15 protein-coding genes are annotated in these 16,066 nt (G+C 40.3%); 6 read left to right on the top strand and 9 right to left on the bottom strand.

Features of this window, described 5'->3' with window-relative positions; genetic code table 11:
* Positions 1 to 66 precede the first annotated feature (66 nt).
* The 3 genes from EVU92_RS11675 (at position 67) to EVU92_RS11665 (ending at position 3,303) form a co-directional block, all read left to right on the top strand.
* Positions 67 to 1,077, top strand: coding sequence for a helix-turn-helix domain-containing protein (locus tag EVU92_RS11675; protein WP_130051366.1), 1,011 nt, complete (start codon positions 67 to 69; stop codon positions 1,075 to 1,077).
* A gap of 120 nt (positions 1,078 to 1,197) precedes the next feature.
* A complete protein-coding gene (locus EVU92_RS11670; protein ID WP_130051365.1) occupies positions 1,198 to 2,397 on the top strand; it encodes a GAF domain-containing sensor histidine kinase in 1,200 nt (399 codons plus the stop codon).
* Positions 2,398 to 2,403: 6 nt separating this feature from the next.
* Entirely contained in the window at positions 2,404 to 3,303 is a 900-nt protein-coding gene (locus EVU92_RS11665; RefSeq protein ID WP_130051364.1) for a S41 family peptidase, read from the top strand.
* Here EVU92_RS11665 and EVU92_RS11660 read toward each other — a convergent pair.
* The 9 genes from EVU92_RS11660 to EVU92_RS11620 all read right to left on the bottom strand — a co-directional run bounded on the left by EVU92_RS11660 (position 3,280) and on the right by EVU92_RS11620 (position 11,960).
* Entirely contained in the window at positions 3,280 to 3,723 is a 444-nt protein-coding gene (locus tag EVU92_RS11660; protein ID WP_130051363.1) for a GNAT family N-acetyltransferase, read from the bottom strand. The genes EVU92_RS11665 and EVU92_RS11660 overlap by 24 nt on opposite strands.
* A 33-nt stretch (positions 3,724 to 3,756) precedes the next feature.
* Entirely contained in the window at positions 3,757 to 4,251 is a 495-nt protein-coding gene (locus EVU92_RS11655) for an MgtC/SapB family protein (RefSeq protein WP_130051362.1), read from the bottom strand.
* A 30-nt stretch (positions 4,252 to 4,281) separates the two neighbouring features.
* Entirely contained in the window at positions 4,282 to 5,385 is a 1,104-nt protein-coding gene (locus tag EVU92_RS11650; RefSeq protein WP_130051361.1) for a GNAT family N-acetyltransferase/peptidase C39 family protein, read from the bottom strand.
* On the bottom strand, positions 5,385 to 6,779 hold the full coding sequence (locus tag EVU92_RS11645) for a RimK family protein (RefSeq protein WP_130051360.1): 1,395 nt from the start codon (positions 6,777 to 6,779) through the stop codon (positions 5,385 to 5,387). Before EVU92_RS11645 ends, EVU92_RS11650 begins: the two co-directional genes overlap by 1 nt.
* 200 nt (positions 6,780 to 6,979) lie before the next feature.
* Entirely contained in the window at positions 6,980 to 7,456 is a 477-nt protein-coding gene (locus tag EVU92_RS11640) for a GreA/GreB family elongation factor (protein ID WP_130051359.1), read from the bottom strand.
* Positions 7,457 to 7,532: 76 nt separating this feature from the next.
* Positions 7,533 to 8,453, bottom strand: coding sequence for a protein translocase subunit SecF (gene secF / locus EVU92_RS11635; protein WP_130051358.1), 921 nt, complete (start codon positions 8,451 to 8,453; stop codon positions 7,533 to 7,535).
* Complete coding sequence (gene secD / locus EVU92_RS11630; protein WP_130051357.1) at positions 8,450 to 10,261, bottom strand: protein translocase subunit SecD; 1,812 nt, start codon at positions 10,259 to 10,261, stop codon at positions 8,450 to 8,452. Before secD ends, secF begins: the two co-directional genes overlap by 4 nt.
* Positions 10,262 to 10,335: 74 nt before the next feature.
* The gene (locus EVU92_RS11625) at positions 10,336 to 10,707 is read right to left on the bottom strand and encodes a hypothetical protein (RefSeq protein WP_130051356.1); all 372 of its coding nucleotides are present in this window, start codon (positions 10,705 to 10,707) and stop codon (positions 10,336 to 10,338) included.
* Between the two features lie 206 nt (positions 10,708 to 10,913).
* Complete coding sequence (locus tag EVU92_RS11620) at positions 10,914 to 11,960, bottom strand: NAD(P)-dependent alcohol dehydrogenase (protein ID WP_130051355.1); 1,047 nt, start codon at positions 11,958 to 11,960, stop codon at positions 10,914 to 10,916.
* A 170-nt stretch (positions 11,961 to 12,130) separates the two neighbouring features.
* On the opposite strand from EVU92_RS11620, the gene EVU92_RS11615 reads away from it, so the two are divergent.
* The 3 genes from EVU92_RS11615 to EVU92_RS11605 all read left to right on the top strand — a co-directional run bounded on the left by EVU92_RS11615 (position 12,131) and on the right by EVU92_RS11605 (position 16,028).
* Complete coding sequence (locus EVU92_RS11615; protein ID WP_240701333.1) at positions 12,131 to 13,912, top strand: ABC transporter ATP-binding protein/permease; 1,782 nt, start codon at positions 12,131 to 12,133, stop codon at positions 13,910 to 13,912.
* Positions 13,913 to 13,986: 74 nt separating this feature from the next.
* On the top strand, positions 13,987 to 14,700 hold the full coding sequence (locus tag EVU92_RS11610; protein WP_105180428.1) for a YebC/PmpR family DNA-binding transcriptional regulator: 714 nt from the start codon (positions 13,987 to 13,989) through the stop codon (positions 14,698 to 14,700).
* A gap of 53 nt (positions 14,701 to 14,753) precedes the next feature.
* Positions 14,754 to 16,028, top strand: a complete 1,275-nt coding sequence (locus EVU92_RS11605; protein WP_130051354.1) for a protein kinase — start codon at positions 14,754 to 14,756, stop codon at positions 16,026 to 16,028.
* The last annotated feature ends 38 nt before the right edge of the window (positions 16,029 to 16,066 follow it).

Below are 16,066 nucleotides of genomic sequence, written 5' to 3'. Positions count from 1 at the left end.
ACTTTATGCTTAAATAGCCAAATAACCTGCATAAAAGGCCAAAAACAACTGGTCGGAGCAATTTCAGTGACGAAACTTCAACATCAAAAAGCCATAGAAATTAGTATTTTGGTTTATCCACACTTACTAATAACTAGTTTAACCTTACCTATAGAAATGCTTAGAGCCGGCGAGGCCTTTGCCAAAAGCCATCATCAGCATAACGAATTTAAACCTCTCAACATCAACTTAGTAGCAACTAGCATAAAAGCGATCCCCAACCGCACGGGGCTAGCAATAATGCCCGATTGCGAAACTGCCTCAGCGCCAGCTAGTGAGTTAATTATTGTCCCTGGTATTTGGCGCAACCCGCGACCTGTAGTAAGCAAACAGCAAAGCTTGGTTGACTGGCTTGGCGATTCTTGGCGGCAAGGCAGTCATATCATTGGTGTAGGTACTGGCAACTGTTTAGTTGCTGAGGCTGGATTACTTGATGGTCACCCTGCTACCACCCACTGGCATTACGCAGAGCAATTTAAACGTGACTACCCTAAAGTGCAGCTTAAACCTGACTTTTTTATTACTCAATCTGAGCGTATGTATACAGTTGCCAGTTTAAATGCCCTTGCAGACGTTATAGTCCATATTATTAGCCAATATTATGGTCGAGCAGCAGCGCAACATGTTGAACGTAATTTCTCTCATGAGATTCGTAAGCCCTATGAAGATCAACGTTATCTAGAAGGTGCGGTTGATAAGCACCCTGATGAACTTATTGCGCAAATTCAATTTTGGCTGAAAAACAATTTAACCTCCGAACTGACCCTGCAAGAAATTGCGGCGCAATTTAGTTTAAGCTACCGCACCTTTACACGCCGCTTTCGTCAAGCCACCAGCCAAACACCCGTTGAATATTGGCAACAGCTGCGTGTTCAAACGGCAAAAGAGTTATTAGCCTCATCAAATTTATCTATTCAAGAGGTAGCACTAGAAGTCGGATATAACGACCAAGGTCATTTAACAAGGGTATTTAAGAAAGTGCTTTCACAAACACCAAGTGAATATCGCACAGTAGTTAGGCGTAAACTGTTTGGTTAATTAATAAGAAATTACTGATTGAAGAACAATAAAATCTGATATGGAGCATTTATGTTGCTCAATTAGAATTTGTTACTAAGCTATCACTTAGTAGTATTTGTATTTAATTGAGTTCAAATAATGTATCAGCCTGATTATGATGAATTAGTTGAGAGTTGGAATAAAACCCTTGAAGTATTAGCACTGTTTGCCGATGTGCCTGTCGCTTTAGTAATGAAGGTCGAAAATAATATTATTAGTGTATTTTCTAAAAATGCAAACCAATTAAACCCATACGAAATAGGCGACAGTGAAAAGTTTAAGAATTCAGGCCTTTATTGCGAGCATGTTGTAAAAAACCAGAAACTGCTGAATATACCTAATGCACTTATTGATGATGATTGGAAAGAAAACCCTGATATCAAGCTCAATATGGTTTCCTACTTAGGTTTGCCCATTTCTGCTGGCGATACAACGCCATTTGGTACAATATGTATCCTTGATAGCAAGCCCCATGAATACAACGAGCCAGTGATAAAACTACTCGAAACAATAAAACAAAGCTTTGAGACCCAACTAAAATTACTTTACCAACAGAAACAATCGCTTGAACAAAACCAATTTACTGAACTTGCCACTTTAATTCGTGGCATTGCCCATGAGGTCAATACTCCTTTAGGTAACTGCATAACAGCCGTTGATTTCACTCAACAAACAGTGACAGAAACTCAAAATAGGCTTACACAGAAATGCTTGAGTCAGCAAACACTGCAAAATACACTAAACACTTTGTTAGACACTCATGAACTAGTAAGTCGCAATTTAACTACTTGCGCCTATAAGATAAGAATTTTACAGGATTTGCTCTATACAAAATCACAATCAACTAAAACAATCATGACGTTAACTCAGCTTTCGGAGTCATTGTATAAGCATTTAGAAGAGCAAATAAAACATCGTGGTATCAAATTAGATATTAATTATCAAAACCCTCATAGCCAATTCGAAGTTGAAATAGACTTGCTAAAACAAGTACTTTTTATTTTGCAGCAAAACTCAATTGAGCATGCGTTCAACAACATCGAAAACCCTGCTATAGAAATTGATATTTATGATTTTGATGAGGTATTAAAAATTCACTACTCCGATAATGGCACCGGTATCAGCATTAGTGAACAAAACTCCATTTTCACCCCATTTTATAAAGGTAAAAACAACCAATCAGGTATTGGGCTTGGCCTCAGCATTGCGAAGAAAATAGTTACTCAACAACTACAAGGTGAAATCTGTGTTCAAGAAAGTAACAACGGCGCTCACTTTTTAATTAGTTTGCCGAAGTAAGTTTTAATGAAGAAATCATACTTTTTTACATTGATGTTATTTACTCTAATTTCTTCTTTTGTTGAAGCAGAGCCAAATTATGATGAAGTAAAGCAATTAATTAACAAGCACTTTATCCGTAAAAATGATTATTCAGACAAATCAGCCTATCTTGGCTATAAAACTCCAAACGTTGCAACACTTCTTAAATCACTCAATGAACCTCATACTTATCTCAAGGATAAAGATTCAAATATAATTTTTTTCAGCGCCAAAAAACGCTGTGTTAATAACAGTAAAATTAAGCTGAGTTTTCAAAAAGGTAAACTTGCTTATCTAAAAGTTTCCAGTATTGGAGCGACAACAACGGAAGAAAAATCTCAATATGTTCGTAATTCAATCAATAATATAAGATCTCAAGACAACGAGAATTCTCGATACTGGATTATTGATTTAAGAAAAAATAGCGGCGGCAATATGTGGCCGATGTTGCAAGCACTTTCCCCTTTTTTCGACGCTACACAAACATTAGGTGAATTCCATTTGTCATCTGGAAGCATTACTAGATTTGGATTTAAAGATGGAATAGCCCATGAAAGCACGCTACAAAAAATCAATTTTCAACCAGATACTTATCATTTAAAACATCAGCCTATCGGGATTTTTGTTTTGATTGACTCTAGTGTCGCTAGTTCAGCTGAAGCATTGGCAATTGGGCTATCTTCTCTTAATAATGTAACACTTGTTGGCGAAAAAACGTGTGGCTTAGCTACTGTCAATACTCCGTTTGAGCTCAGTGACGAAAGTATTCTTGTTTTAACAACAGGCGAGATGGCCAATATTCATGGTAAAACGTTTAAAAATGGAATCAAACCTAGCATGAGTAGTCTAGAATTTAGTACGCTAATCAAAGACTTTGGAGAATAAAATCTTGCTAGTCTGTGGGCTACCTCTGTCCTCATAACCCACTATTGCATAACCATTTTTGATAAGCATATTCAGCATTGCAGGAAAACGGTTCATAGACTTAACCATTATAACTCGGTAATTATTGGTCTTAACCCAAGCTTCTTGCGCGTTTAATAATGATTGAGCTATGCCCTGCCCTCTACATTTTGGCGCAACTGCACCAAGCCAGCTATAAAAGGTGTTTGAATCTAGCTCATAACCCAGTTTGTAGGCTACAGGCTCATTTTCGATATAAGCAACTAAAGCTAGATGCTCAACATCTGCACACCGTGCTTGTAATTTACTGAGGCTATTTAGGCCATCAAACTCAGGAATTTGACTATCAACAAGTAACAAATCTTCTAAACAGGACGGCTTTATTGTGTAACAAGGCTCCATGAATCACTCTAATCTAACTTCTATTATCTAACTTCACTTTTCTTTTCGATAATACAACTTTGAATAGCGTTTTACACGAACATGCACACCGCGACCTAAGCTCTTAAATTTAGCTTCAAGTACATCTACGCCATATAAAATAACGACCACTAATACTGAAAGTTTAATTGCAGCTAACAAGTTATCAGTGGCAATCACAACACCTATAGAGGCTAATACCCAGATAGTTGCTGCGGAAGTTACTCCAACAACCGCACCATCTTTTGCAAGCATCACACCCGCACCTAAAAAGCCGATACCGGTAATAATTTGGCCTACAACACGTGAATGGTCTATCACATCGCCATGTAACATAAATGCTGTAGCAAGAAATAAATAAGTACCTAACACAATCAATGCGGAGGTACGAATACCAACAGGCTTACCTCGTAATTGACGCTCCATACCAATAATTGCGCCGCAAAATGCGGCGCTACCAATTGCTGACCAAGAATAAGGGGCAATATCAAATAAACTACTCAGAGTCACTGTACTTCCAAATCAAACTAACAATTAAAATTATAAATAAAAGGCCATCGCAGTGCTGAGTCTTGATGAACCAAAACTAGCCATTTTGTTAAAATCGGCTTTGGTTATTGGGACATGCTGACAATCAATCGCCAATTGTTTTTCGTTTTCACAAAACGGGTCATGCACGTACAAGCAATGCTCATCAATATGCGTTACACACACCCAATGCGGTGACTTTTTACCATCAAATCGATAGGTACTGATCAATAACACCACCGCTTTACCCTCCGCAAGCCAATCTTCAATGGAGGCCAAGGTTAACTCTTGATACCTCACAGGCAGTTTTGCAGCGATTGCTTCAGCCACAAACTGATTGTGTACGGTATGCAAAATGGCTTTTTTCTTTTCGCTTCTTACCCCGTCAATAAACAAAGTATCACGGGTATTTAAAACTACATCAGCTTTAAAACCACGTTTCATTGCAGCCAGCGCTAACCCTAGAGGGTGACAACCGCCATGCCCTGAAGTCATGAAGATAGTCGTGGCTTCACGCCATATATCCAGCTCTTTGAGTTGGCTCATTGCGGTATCATTCAAGGATGACATTGCCATTAATAGCGCCGCAGGACCACAGGTAAACTCGGTTGTTTGCTGATACCAAGGCGTGTGTTTATCGGCATTAAACTCGATATTACGTCGAATGTTTTTTTGCATTCGATGGGCATCACTATGGTCATCATAATAATCACTGTAATGACCAAACACCTGGTAACCCAGTTTTTCATATAAGCAAATTGCCGATAGGTTGTTTACCGCAACTTCTAGACGCATATATAAACGGCCGCGTTTAGCTGTTTCGTTTTCAAGCGCAAGCAGTAACTTTGAAGCAATGCCTTTGCCTTGCTGAGATTGCAAAACCGCCAGTGAATATAGCCGAGCAAGACGCGTCCCCTTGTGACACCAAACCAAGCCATAACCAACTAGTTGGTTCTCGATCTCGGCCACCATCAGTAAGCCATGCGTTGCGCTGATCCAACGTTTTAAACTACGACTACTTAATCTATCTTGACTAAAGCTTTGTTCTTCAATGGCAACAAGGGCCGCCAAATCCGTTGCCTGAGCAAAACGGATTTGACAAACAGAGGCGTTCATTAACCACGGCCTCGTGCTTCTAAGCGTTGTTTAAACTCATCCATAATGATCATATAAAGCTCGTCACCTAAATAGGCATCTTCGACTTTATGGTCGATACTTGGGTTGTCATTCACTTCTAACACGTATGCTTTACCTTGATGTTCTTTAACGTCAACACCATACAAACCTTTACCTACCGTTTTGCAGGCTTTTAACGCCGCATCGAGTACCACTTTAGGTAATTCAAATGTTGGCAAGGTTTCAAAGCCACCAGAAAAGAAACGTTTTGCATCATGGTTATAAATTTGCCAGTGATTACGCGCCATTAAATAACGACACGCATAAATTGCACGGCCATTTAACACCCCGACACGCCAGTCGTATTCGGTGTACATGTACTCTTGTGCAAGCACAAGTGCACTGAACTCAAACAACTCTGTTAATTTAGCAACTAACTCATCACGATTAGCAACTTTAAATACGCCTTTTGAGAAAGAGCCTTCTGGCATTTTTAATACCAGTGGGTAGCTGAAGTTTGCTTCTAAACTTTCAATTGTCTCTTCACTTGTATCAGCCACAACGTGAGTTTTTAAACTCGGCACTTTTTGATAATTAAAAGCATCGTGCAAATACACTTTATTACAGCAGCGCAGTATCGACTCTGCATCATCAATCACCACTAACCCTAAGCTTTGTGCTTTACTCGCTAAACGATAGGTTGGATGGTCGATGGCCGTTGTTTGACGAATAAACAACGCATCAAATTGTGCAATATTGGTAATTTCATCAAATGTAAGTGCTTGAGCATAAATACCATGTTTAGCAGCTGCTTTAATAAATTTAGCAATGGCATCTTTATCACTTGGCGGCACTTTTTCTTGGTGATCAACCAATATGGCCATATCCCAACGGTAACGACGTTTTTTATCGTGAATGCGCCATACTGACATCGTAAAGCTATTGAGTTGCTTTACAAACTCTGTAAAGCCAGTGTCATCTAATGATGCAATCGCACCTTGCTTCACAACACCTTGTTCATCACACACCAAAATAGGCGCAGGATATTGCGAGAATAATGCTTTAGTTGCTTTGCTTTGCTGCTCTTGATCTGTGTGACCAAAAAATACAGTACAACCAGCAAGCTCTTTATGACGCGTGCTATGCTCATCGCTACGTAGTGCATTAATTGTTTTTACACTCGGTAATACCTGATGCTTTCTTGCTTCAGCAAGCAAAGAGCAATAATAGCCTTTACTTAAATACTGCCCTGTATCACACAAGTTTAAAATACGCGTTTTTGGCTCATTATGTTTTGGGTAATCACGTAAGTAGGTGTCAAAGGTAATGACATTTTCGAAATTTTGAGCAATACGTTGCTCATTGTTATCAACCACAATCAAGGTTTTAAACACGACTTTTCCTAAATTAAGTCTTATGAAAAAAATGAAAACACCCAGCCGATTAAGTGAACGCATGAGGCTAAACTTCACTTAACTAGATGGGTGCTTATAAGCATTAAGCTTGATGTGATTTATAGAGGTTTTTTTACTTTGTGACCAACGAGTTATTTTTTACTTGAAGATGAAATTTACTGATTAATAAATTTTCTTGATCAGACTATTTCTGTAATGCTATAAAACTGTGCGTTACCTGCAATTGTCAGTGTTACTTCGTCATCAATTTGCTTGCCAATCAGCTGTTTACCTAACGGCGCTTCACGGGTTACAACATATATAGGCTGTTCTTTTACGGTGACTACTAAGCCACCTGCACTTGGGCCCATAAAAAACCACTTTGAGTTATCTTGTTCATCGACAAGACACACTAATGCACCTTCACGAACCTTATTAAATTCGCTTTCTTTAAACACTGTATTGAATGCTTGTATGTCACGGTAGCACTCATTAACTCGTTCAGCTTGCCCTTGCGCTAAATAAGCGGCTTCTAAACCCAAGGTATCGTATTGAGTTTCAGCAACACTTTCTTCGTGGGTTGCTGCATCATGAGCCGCTTTTGCCGCTGCTTTGGCGTTTTGCAGTTGTGCCTCTAGCGCAAAGCGTAAATGTTCAATTACGTGTGTTTTATTCATATCAAAGCAGTTAAAACAGAAAAGCCGCTATTCTATGGAAAAATAGCGGCTGATGAAAGTAAGTTATAAAACTGACTTATGGCATATCCATATAGGCTTTGGTTTTATCATCCAGTGTTTGGGTGTAATTTTCTGAACTTAACCCTAATAATTGCGGTAAGGTGGCGGCGATACAAATCGATGAGAAGGTGCCCACCACAATGCCTGCAAATAACGCGATAGCAAAACCCGTTAATGCAGCGCCAGCAAGCAGCCAAATACAAGCAATGGTCGCAAGTGTTGTGCCTGAGGTGATCAATGTACGCGTTAACGTAGAGCCAATTGCATCATTAATCACAACATGGGTATTAATGCGTTGATTGTCTGGCTGAATACGTAAAAGCTCTCTAACTCTGTCGCCAACAATAATTGAGTCATTTAATGAATAGCCAATAATAGCCAGTAAACTCGCCAGCACGGTTAAATTAAACTCAAGCCCTAACAAGGAAAACAAGCCAAGCACTAAGATTAAATCATGTAACAGTGCAACCACTGAGCCTACCGCGAGTCGCCATTCAAAACGTACAGCTAAATAAACCATAATGGCAATCAGTGCTGCAAATAATGCTAAACAGCCTTGCTCAAAAAGCTCATCACCGACTTGTGAACCTAAAAAAGAACTTGAAAGCACGGTAAATTCTACACCTTGCTCATTCAGCTCTGATTGCCAATTGCTGGCTTCACTAAGCTCTGGCGCTTCTCTTAAAACAAAGTGGTATTCACCCGCTTTAGTTATGGTTAATTTGTTTGCAATTTCAGGACTTAACTTTGCCTTTAAATCAGCAATAGTTGTTACTGACGTTGTGTTTATCTCAGTGATGTAGCCACCTGTAAAATCAAGGCCAAAGTTTAGCCCTTTGACAGATAAAACACCTAAGCTCGCGATGACTAAAACACAGCTTAGCAATAACCCTAAAACGCGCGATTTACTCGCTGCAGTTAATGTTGACCAACTCATGCTTTAGCCCCCGATAAATTTGTCAGTTTAATGTAGAGTGTTTGGCTAAGCGCTTTTGAAATGTAAACACCGGTGAATACGCTGGTTAATAGTCCGAGCGCTAATGTAATTGCAAAACCTTTCACCGGTCCATAACCAATGGCGTATAGAATGATAGCTGTGATCATGGTGGTCACATTGGCATCAAAAATGGTCGTAAATGCTTGGTTATAGCCTTGCTCTATTGCTTGATAGGTAGGTCGACCTTTACGTTTTTCCTCTTTTATTCGCTCAAAGATAATTACATTAGTATCAACTGCCATGCCTATTGTTAATACAAGCCCTGCGATGCCCGGTAATGTCAACACCACGCCAGGTAATAACGACATTAAGCCGACTAAAGCGGTTAAATTAAGTAACAACGCAATGTTGGCAATCAGGCCTAAACGACGATACCAAAGCGCCATAAATGCAAGGGTAATACCGATACCAAGCATTAAAGCAGCTAATCCGTGTTCAATGTTTTCACTACCTAAGCTTGGACCTATGGTTTGTTCTTGAACGATTGTCACTGGTGCAGTTAGCGACCCTGCACGAAGTAAAAGCGCTAAATCGTAAGCTGCTTGTGGGCTTTTCATATTCGTAATACTAAAACGAGAACTTAAATGCTGTGCAATGTTTGCCACATTGATCACTTCGCTTTTTTTCACAACTTCGCCATTTGCATTCCGGGAGTATTCAGAATAAACCGTAGCCATTGGCTTACCTATATTGTGCTTTGAAAAAGCAGACATCGCGTCGCCACCTTGAGAGTCTAAGCTAAGCTGGACTAAAGGCTTGCCCCATTCATCTTTACCAACACTGGCATTATTGATGTGATCGCCTGAAAAAATCGCCACAGGATTTAAATTAACAACGCCACCACCTTGCACATTAAACGCTTTACCACCCACTTCGACGACCTGATAAAAATCTAGGGTCGCTGTTGCACCAATAATGCGTTTAGCTTCTGATGGATCTTGTACCCCTGGCAACTCAATGCGAATGCGCTGCTTACCTTGCCTTTGCGTTACCGCTTCTGTGATGCCAAGCTCTTCAATACGTCCACGCAGGGTTGTTAAGCTTTGTGCCATGACTTGTTTATTGAATTCGCTTTGGCTTTGCTCATTAAAATGCAGTAATACTGTGGTTAGGTTATTACTCGTTGATTTAGTTTGCATCAGGCCTTTGAATTGACCTTGTAAGGTTGAGATGAGTCCTGGGAGTTGCCCTTCACCGCTTGGTAAAATTTGCAGCTCAACCCCTTCTTTTACTTCACTGGCTCTAATACCACGAATTTTGTCTTTTCGAAGCGTCAATTTAGTTTGTTGATACACACTGTTTAAGTGCTCTTGCATTGCTTTATCTAGGTCAACATCAAGCACAAATAGCACCCCACCATTTAAGTCAAGTCCTAACTTAATCGGTGAAAGACCAAGCTGCTGAAGCCATTGTGGGCTTGTCGCATGCTCAACAATTTTAGCTTCCAGCTGTGGGTATTGAGTTTTTATAAAACTCAGTGCATTGGCACTTTGAGTAGGCTCAGCTAATAAAATAGCCAGTTGTGCTTGGCTATCATTAGCTTCAGACACTTCAAAACCATGTTGATTTAGTGAAGTTGTCACACTTTGCAGCGTCACAGTTTGATCTGGCAAGCTAATGTGCAACCAAGATTTGTTAGGGTAAAGATTAGGTAGTGCGCTAACCGCTAATAAAATACACGCCGCTATCATAGCGACATAACTCATTTTTAGACGACGCCATAGCGCCGGCTTTGATTTATGTGACATACATGACTTCCTTCCAGCATTTTCAGCCGGTAAAAAATTAATTCCAAAAATAAAAAAGTAACGAAGGAAGTCGTTTAGCTATGGTAGGTCGTATTCGCTTTGTACAAGAGATTAGCGTCTTTCCAGCCACTAATGCGGGATTTACGTTGCGTGGCTAACGCAAACCATGGGATCATGCGCACAGCACTTGGTGGCGCTAAAAAGTGCTCTTTTCCCCAATCTTCAGCAAAGAATTCAATTAATAGCTCGTAATCAGGGTCAACCTGACTATGGTAAAGAAACAATGATGAATTACTGGCAGTTAAACGCGGCACAAGGGTATCAAACCCCGATGGTTCTACCGGTTTAGGATGCTTAGCTGTATGAGTTTGAGAAATAACTGGGGTTTTAGTCAGCTCGACTTGGAACAATTTAGTGGCAGCATAGTGTGAGTGAGTGTCAGGCATAGCCATGCTCTGTGCACTAAAGAACACAGTAAATAGCAAGATAATGACTGAGAAAAACCGTAACAAGAACTGACCAATAAATTAAGTGGATAACACAGCTATAATGAGGGTAAAAAAATAAAACACAAGTTATTACTTAAATAAAAGTAACTAAAATAAAGCGAGCCTAACTCGACCCGCTTATTAATTTAACTTTGTTAAACAAGTTAAACTTCTAATGATGACATGTCGATAACAAAGCGTGAGGCCATATCACCTTGCTTTAATTTATCGAAAGCGTCATTAATTTGTTCCATTTTGATCATTTCAACTTCTGGCAGAATATTATGTAACGCACAGAAATCGAGGATCTCTTGGGTTTGTGCTATACCACCTATCAATGAGCCAGCAACACGGCGACGTCCAAGCAGAAGTGGAACAGAGTTTGATTCTGCAAGTTCACCAACTTGGCCAACTAGCACTTGGGTACCATCTATATCAAGTAGTGGCATATAAGGTGTAAAGTCATGTTTAACGGGTATGGTATTAATAATTAGATCGAATTGATTAGCATGTGCTTGCATCACTTGTTCATCACTTGAGACTAATAAGTCTTTCGCACCATAATCTAAAACCTGTTGTTTTTTCTTATCACTGCGGCTAATTGCCGTAACATGTGCACCCATTGCAGCTGCGATTTTAATTGCCATGTGACCCAAACCACCTAGACCAATTACCGCAACACGGCTGCCTGGGCCAACATTCCACGTGCGTAGTGGTGAATAAGTTGTGATACCTGCACATAGAATTGGCGCACATTTCGCTAGGTCTAAACCTTTAGGTACATTGAGTACGAACTCTTCACGAACCACAATGTGTTTTGAATACCCACCTTGAGTAAGTTCGCCACTGATACGATCTTGCCCTGAGTATGTACCCACCATTCCTTCGCGACAAAACTGCTCTTCACCATGATGACACTGGTCACAGCTCAAACAGCTATCTACCATACAACCAACAGCGACATTATCGCCCACTTTGTATTTAGTAACGCCGCTACCCACTTCAAGAACGCGGCCAACAATTTCATGACCCGGTACTACTGGGTACTGAGTCCAGCCCCAATCGTTTTTTGCTGTGTGTAAGTCTGAATGACACACGCCACAATAAAGAATTTCAATTGATACATCTTCATCACGAAGTGCACGGCGTTCAAAATGATACGGCTCTAATGGTTTTTCTGAATCATGTGCTGCATAACCGACGGTTTTCATGCTTACTCCTTAATTTTCTTCGTGTTTAACTCATGCAATTAACAAATTTGCTAATGCGCTGGTGTATACTGCACTCAGTATAGAGGTAAATTTGCAAATTACACTTGCCTAAAACACGAAAGCTTTTGCCTATTTTTATCAAATTGATTTAAGAGACCCCCATGCGTGGAATGAGCCGCAAAGAACAGGTGACGAGATCGCCTGATGCAATGAACCTATCACAAAGCATCAAAACACTCTGGCCCTATTTAATGACCTTTAAAGGCCGAGTTATTTTGGCTGTACTAGCTCTTATTGCAGCCAAGGGGGCCACATTGCTGATGCCTTGGGCACTAAAAGAAATAATCGACGCAGTAGATTCTAGTATCAACCCGATATTAAGCGTTCCTATTGCCCTGCTCATCGGCTATGGTTTGCTGCGCTTTGCCAGTGTGTTTTTTGGTGAAGTTCGCGATGCATTGTTTGGCCGTGTTACTGAGCACGCTATGCGCCATATTGGTTTAAAAATATTTAAACACTTACATAGTTTAGAATTAGCCTTTCACCTTGATAGGCAAACAGGCGGTATTAGTCGCGATATAGAGCGTGGTACAAATGGCCTCAGCTTTTTGATGCGCTTTTTGATGTTTAACATCGTGCCAACCCTATTTGAAATAATCACAGTCGCCATTATTTTTGCGACCTTGTTTTCACCTTGGTTTGCATTAGTCACTGTTATCGCTGTCGCTATTTACATTGCTTTTACTGTAATAGTAACTCAGTGGCGTAACCGATTTATACGTGAAGCAAATACTGCCGATAACAACTCAAATACTCGTGCTATCGACAGCTTACTAAATTACGAAACCGTTAAGTACTTCAACAATGAACATTATGAAGCAAACACCTACGACAGCTTTTTAGCTAAGTGGGAACAAGCGAGGCTAAAAAATCGTTTATCGTTACTTGCGCTAAATTCAGGGCAAGCACTTATTATCGCCGCAGCTATTACAGCACTAATGTGGCTAGGTGCCAGTTCAGTGGTCAATAAAGAGCTGACCATAGGTGAGCTTGTGATGATCAATGCTTACATGATCCAGCTATTTCTTCCTCTTAATTTTTTAGGCTTTGTGTATCGTGAAATACGCCGTGCACTAACTGATCTTGAAAACATGCTCGGCTTATTAAATCGAAAAGCCGCTATTAGCGATAACAAAGATGCAAAACCATTAACTACAACAAAAGCAGCTATTCGATTTGAGAATGTCTCTTTTAGTTACGACAAACAACGGCCTATTTTAAATAATTTAAGTTTTGAGGTTACTTCAGGCAGTAAAGTAGCGATTGTCGGTGCCAGTGGCGCAGGTAAAAGTACCTTAAGCCGCCTGCTTTACCGCTTTTATGATGTGGATGCGGGCAAAATTTATATTGATGAGCAAGCAATCAACACAGTTACACTTGAAAGTTTGCGCCAAGCTATTGCCATCGTACCGCAAGATACCGTGCTATTTAACACCAGCATTCGCGAAAACATCGCCTACGGAAATCCAACGGCAAGCGAAGATGATATTGATAAAGCTATAAGCCTTGCCCACTTAGATGGGTTTATTGCAAGCCTAGATAAAGGCGATAAAACCCTTGTTGGTGAGCGCGGTTTAAAAGTGTCGGGCGGCGAAAAGCAACGTATAGCAATTGCCAGAGCCATTTTAAAGGGTTCACCTATTTTATTATTTGATGAGGCAACATCAGCGCTTGATTCGCATTCAGAGCAAGCTATTTTAAGTGCTATGCATGAAGTCGCGCAAAAGCACACCAGCATAGTCATTGCTCATCGTTTATCAACAATCACCGACGCAGACAAAATTATTGTTATGAAACAAGGACAAGTTGTTGAACAAGGTCAGCACCAACAGCTACTTGCGGCGAATGGCGAATATGCTCGAATGTGGCAGTTACAGCAAAGCGACGAATAAACACTGTTAACTACTAGGTTAAATGATTAGAATAACGGCTTTATTTTTATCTATAACAAAAAGGCAACACGCAGATGGGCAGAGCTTATCAAAACAAAAAAGACTCAATGGCAAAAACTGCGGGTGCAAAAACCAAAGTTTATTCAAAGTACGGAAAAGAAATTTATATCTGCGCTAAGAATGGTGGTGTTGATCCCGATGGCAACTTAGCACTTCGTCGCTTAATTGAGCGTGCTAAGAAAGACCAAGTACCTACGCATGTAATCGAGCGTGCAATCGATAAAGCCAAAGGTGGTGGCGGCGAAGATTACGTAGCAACTCGCTATGAAGGTTACGGCCCGGGCAACTGTATGATCATTGTTGACTGCTTAACCGACAACAACAAACGTACCTTCGCTGACGTACGTGTTTGTTTTACTAAAGCAAATGCAAAAATTGGTGCGCAAAATTCAGTATCACACTTATTTGATCACCTCGCTATTTTTGTTTTTGACGGTGATGATGACGAAGCTGTATTAGAAGCATTGATGATGGCAGATGTCGATGTAACAGATGTAGAAGTTGAAGACGGTAAAATCACCGTATTTGCTCCACACACAGAATACAACAACACCCGTACAGCACTTGAAGAAATGGGAATTACTGATTTCCACGAAGATCTAATTGCCTTTGTGCCGCAAGTAGAAGCACCAATTGAAGGTGAAGACGTTGAAGTCATGGAACGCTTTTTAGCCATGCTAGAAGACTGTGATGACGTACAAAACGTTTACCATAACGCACAGTTTTAATTAAAAAGGCCAACCAAGTTGGCCTTTTACCTTTTAGCTCAAAGGAATCAACATTGAATACCCTCGAAGAGTTAAAAGCCGGTTCTCTACAAGGTAGTACACGGCTTCAGCTTGTTGCAGAACTAACTGAATTCCCAAAAGAAATTTATACCCTAGCCGATACGTTAGAAACCCTTGATTTATCTAATAACCAGCTAAGTGATTTACCTGACGATTTTTACAAATTAAAAAATCTAAAACGACTGTTTTTATCATTTAATCAGTTTAAACACATACCTGACGTGCTAAGACAATGCCCAAACTTAATCATGGTTGCATTTAAAAGTAATCAAATTACTGAATTTAAAGCACACTGTTTGCCAACGAAAATTGAATGGCTGATCTTAACTGATAATCAAATCCCCGCTTTGCCGGATACATTTGGTGAGTACAGTCAGCTTAAAAAGCTGGCACTGGCCGGCAATCAGTTAACACATTTGCCAGCCTCAATGGCTAATTGTAAAGAGCTTGAGCTAATACGTTTAAGCGCCAATAAGCTTACAAAAGTTGCAGATTGGCTTTTAGCCTTACCGAAACTTGCTTGGCTTGCCTTCTCTGGTAACGATTTAAATCGTTCAACCAGCTTACATTGTGAGCTGTTTAGCCAAATAGCACTGGATGAAATCGATGTTAAAAAGCAGATTGGCCAAGGCGCATCTGGGGTTATTCACTTCGCAAACTGGCATCAACGACCTGTTGCCCTTAAGTTATTTAAAGGCGAGATCACCAGTGATGGCTACCCACTCGATGAGCTTAATTGCTGTTTACAAGCAAGTGAGCACCCAAACCTAATTAGAGCGTTGGGCTATGTTGATGAAGAGTCACAACTGGGTTTAGTAATGGAGCTGATCAATAAAGAGTTTACGAACCTTGGTTTACCACCATCACTTGCAAGTTGTACCCGTGACACATTCGAAGACAACTGCCAGTACACGCCAGAAATGGTGCTAAAAATCATTCAACAAATGACAAGTACCCTCGCCCATTTGCATAAAAAGCAAGTTAGCCATGGTGACATTTATGCCCATAACAGCATGATCAATTCACAAGGCGATTTATTGTTTGGTGACTTTGGTGCCGCAACCGATTTATCGATGCTAATGCCAACTCAACAACAGCTATTAGAAGGCATTGAAGTACGTGCCCTCGGTTATTTTATCGATGATTTACTGACTGTTGTGACTGAACAAAATGACATTACAAAGATGCTTGCCGACATAGCCCAAGAGTGCTTGGTACTCAACTCAGAAAAACGACCTCGCTTTTCTGAGCTGCTTGCGCGATTATGATTTAATACTAATTTGCCTATAAACAAAGCCTCACTGAG

This window comes from Pseudoalteromonas sp. MEBiC 03485, from assembly GCF_004195145.1.
Classification (GTDB): Bacteria; Pseudomonadota; Gammaproteobacteria; order Enterobacterales; family Alteromonadaceae; genus Pseudoalteromonas; species Pseudoalteromonas apostichopi.
This window is presented reverse-complemented; position numbering and strand designations above follow the sequence as displayed.

What these genes read in the sequence shown, in the direction of transcription:
- EVU92_RS11670 (WP_130051365.1), top strand. Translation starts at nt 1,198, where the DNA reads ATGTATCAGCCTGATTATGATGAATTAGTTGAGAGTTGGAATAAAACC.
- EVU92_RS11665 (WP_130051364.1), top strand. Translation starts at nt 2,404, where the DNA reads ATGAAGAAATCATACTTTTTTACATTGATGTTATTTACTCTAATTTCT.
- EVU92_RS11660 (WP_130051363.1), bottom strand. Translation starts at nt 3,723, where the DNA reads ATGGAGCCTTGTTACACAATAAAGCCGTCCTGTTTAGAAGATTTGTTA.
- EVU92_RS11650 (WP_130051361.1), bottom strand. Translation starts at nt 5,385, where the DNA reads ATGAACGCCTCTGTTTGTCAAATCCGTTTTGCTCAGGCAACGGATTTG.
- EVU92_RS11640 (WP_130051359.1), bottom strand. Translation starts at nt 7,456, where the DNA reads ATGAATAAAACACACGTAATTGAACATTTACGCTTTGCGCTAGAGGCA.
- secF (WP_130051358.1), bottom strand. Translation starts at nt 8,453, where the DNA reads ATGAGTTGGTCAACATTAACTGCAGCGAGTAAATCGCGCGTTTTAGGG.
- secD (WP_130051357.1), bottom strand. Translation starts at nt 10,261, where the DNA reads ATGTCACATAAATCAAAGCCGGCGCTATGGCGTCGTCTAAAAATGAGT.
- EVU92_RS11625 (WP_130051356.1), bottom strand. Translation starts at nt 10,707, where the DNA reads ATGCCTGACACTCACTCACACTATGCTGCCACTAAATTGTTCCAAGTC.
- EVU92_RS11620 (WP_130051355.1), bottom strand. Translation starts at nt 11,960, where the DNA reads ATGAAAACCGTCGGTTATGCAGCACATGATTCAGAAAAACCATTAGAG.
- EVU92_RS11615 (WP_240701333.1), top strand. Translation starts at nt 12,131, where the DNA reads ATGAGCCGCAAAGAACAGGTGACGAGATCGCCTGATGCAATGAACCTA.
- EVU92_RS11610 (WP_105180428.1), top strand. Translation starts at nt 13,987, where the DNA reads ATGGGCAGAGCTTATCAAAACAAAAAAGACTCAATGGCAAAAACTGCG.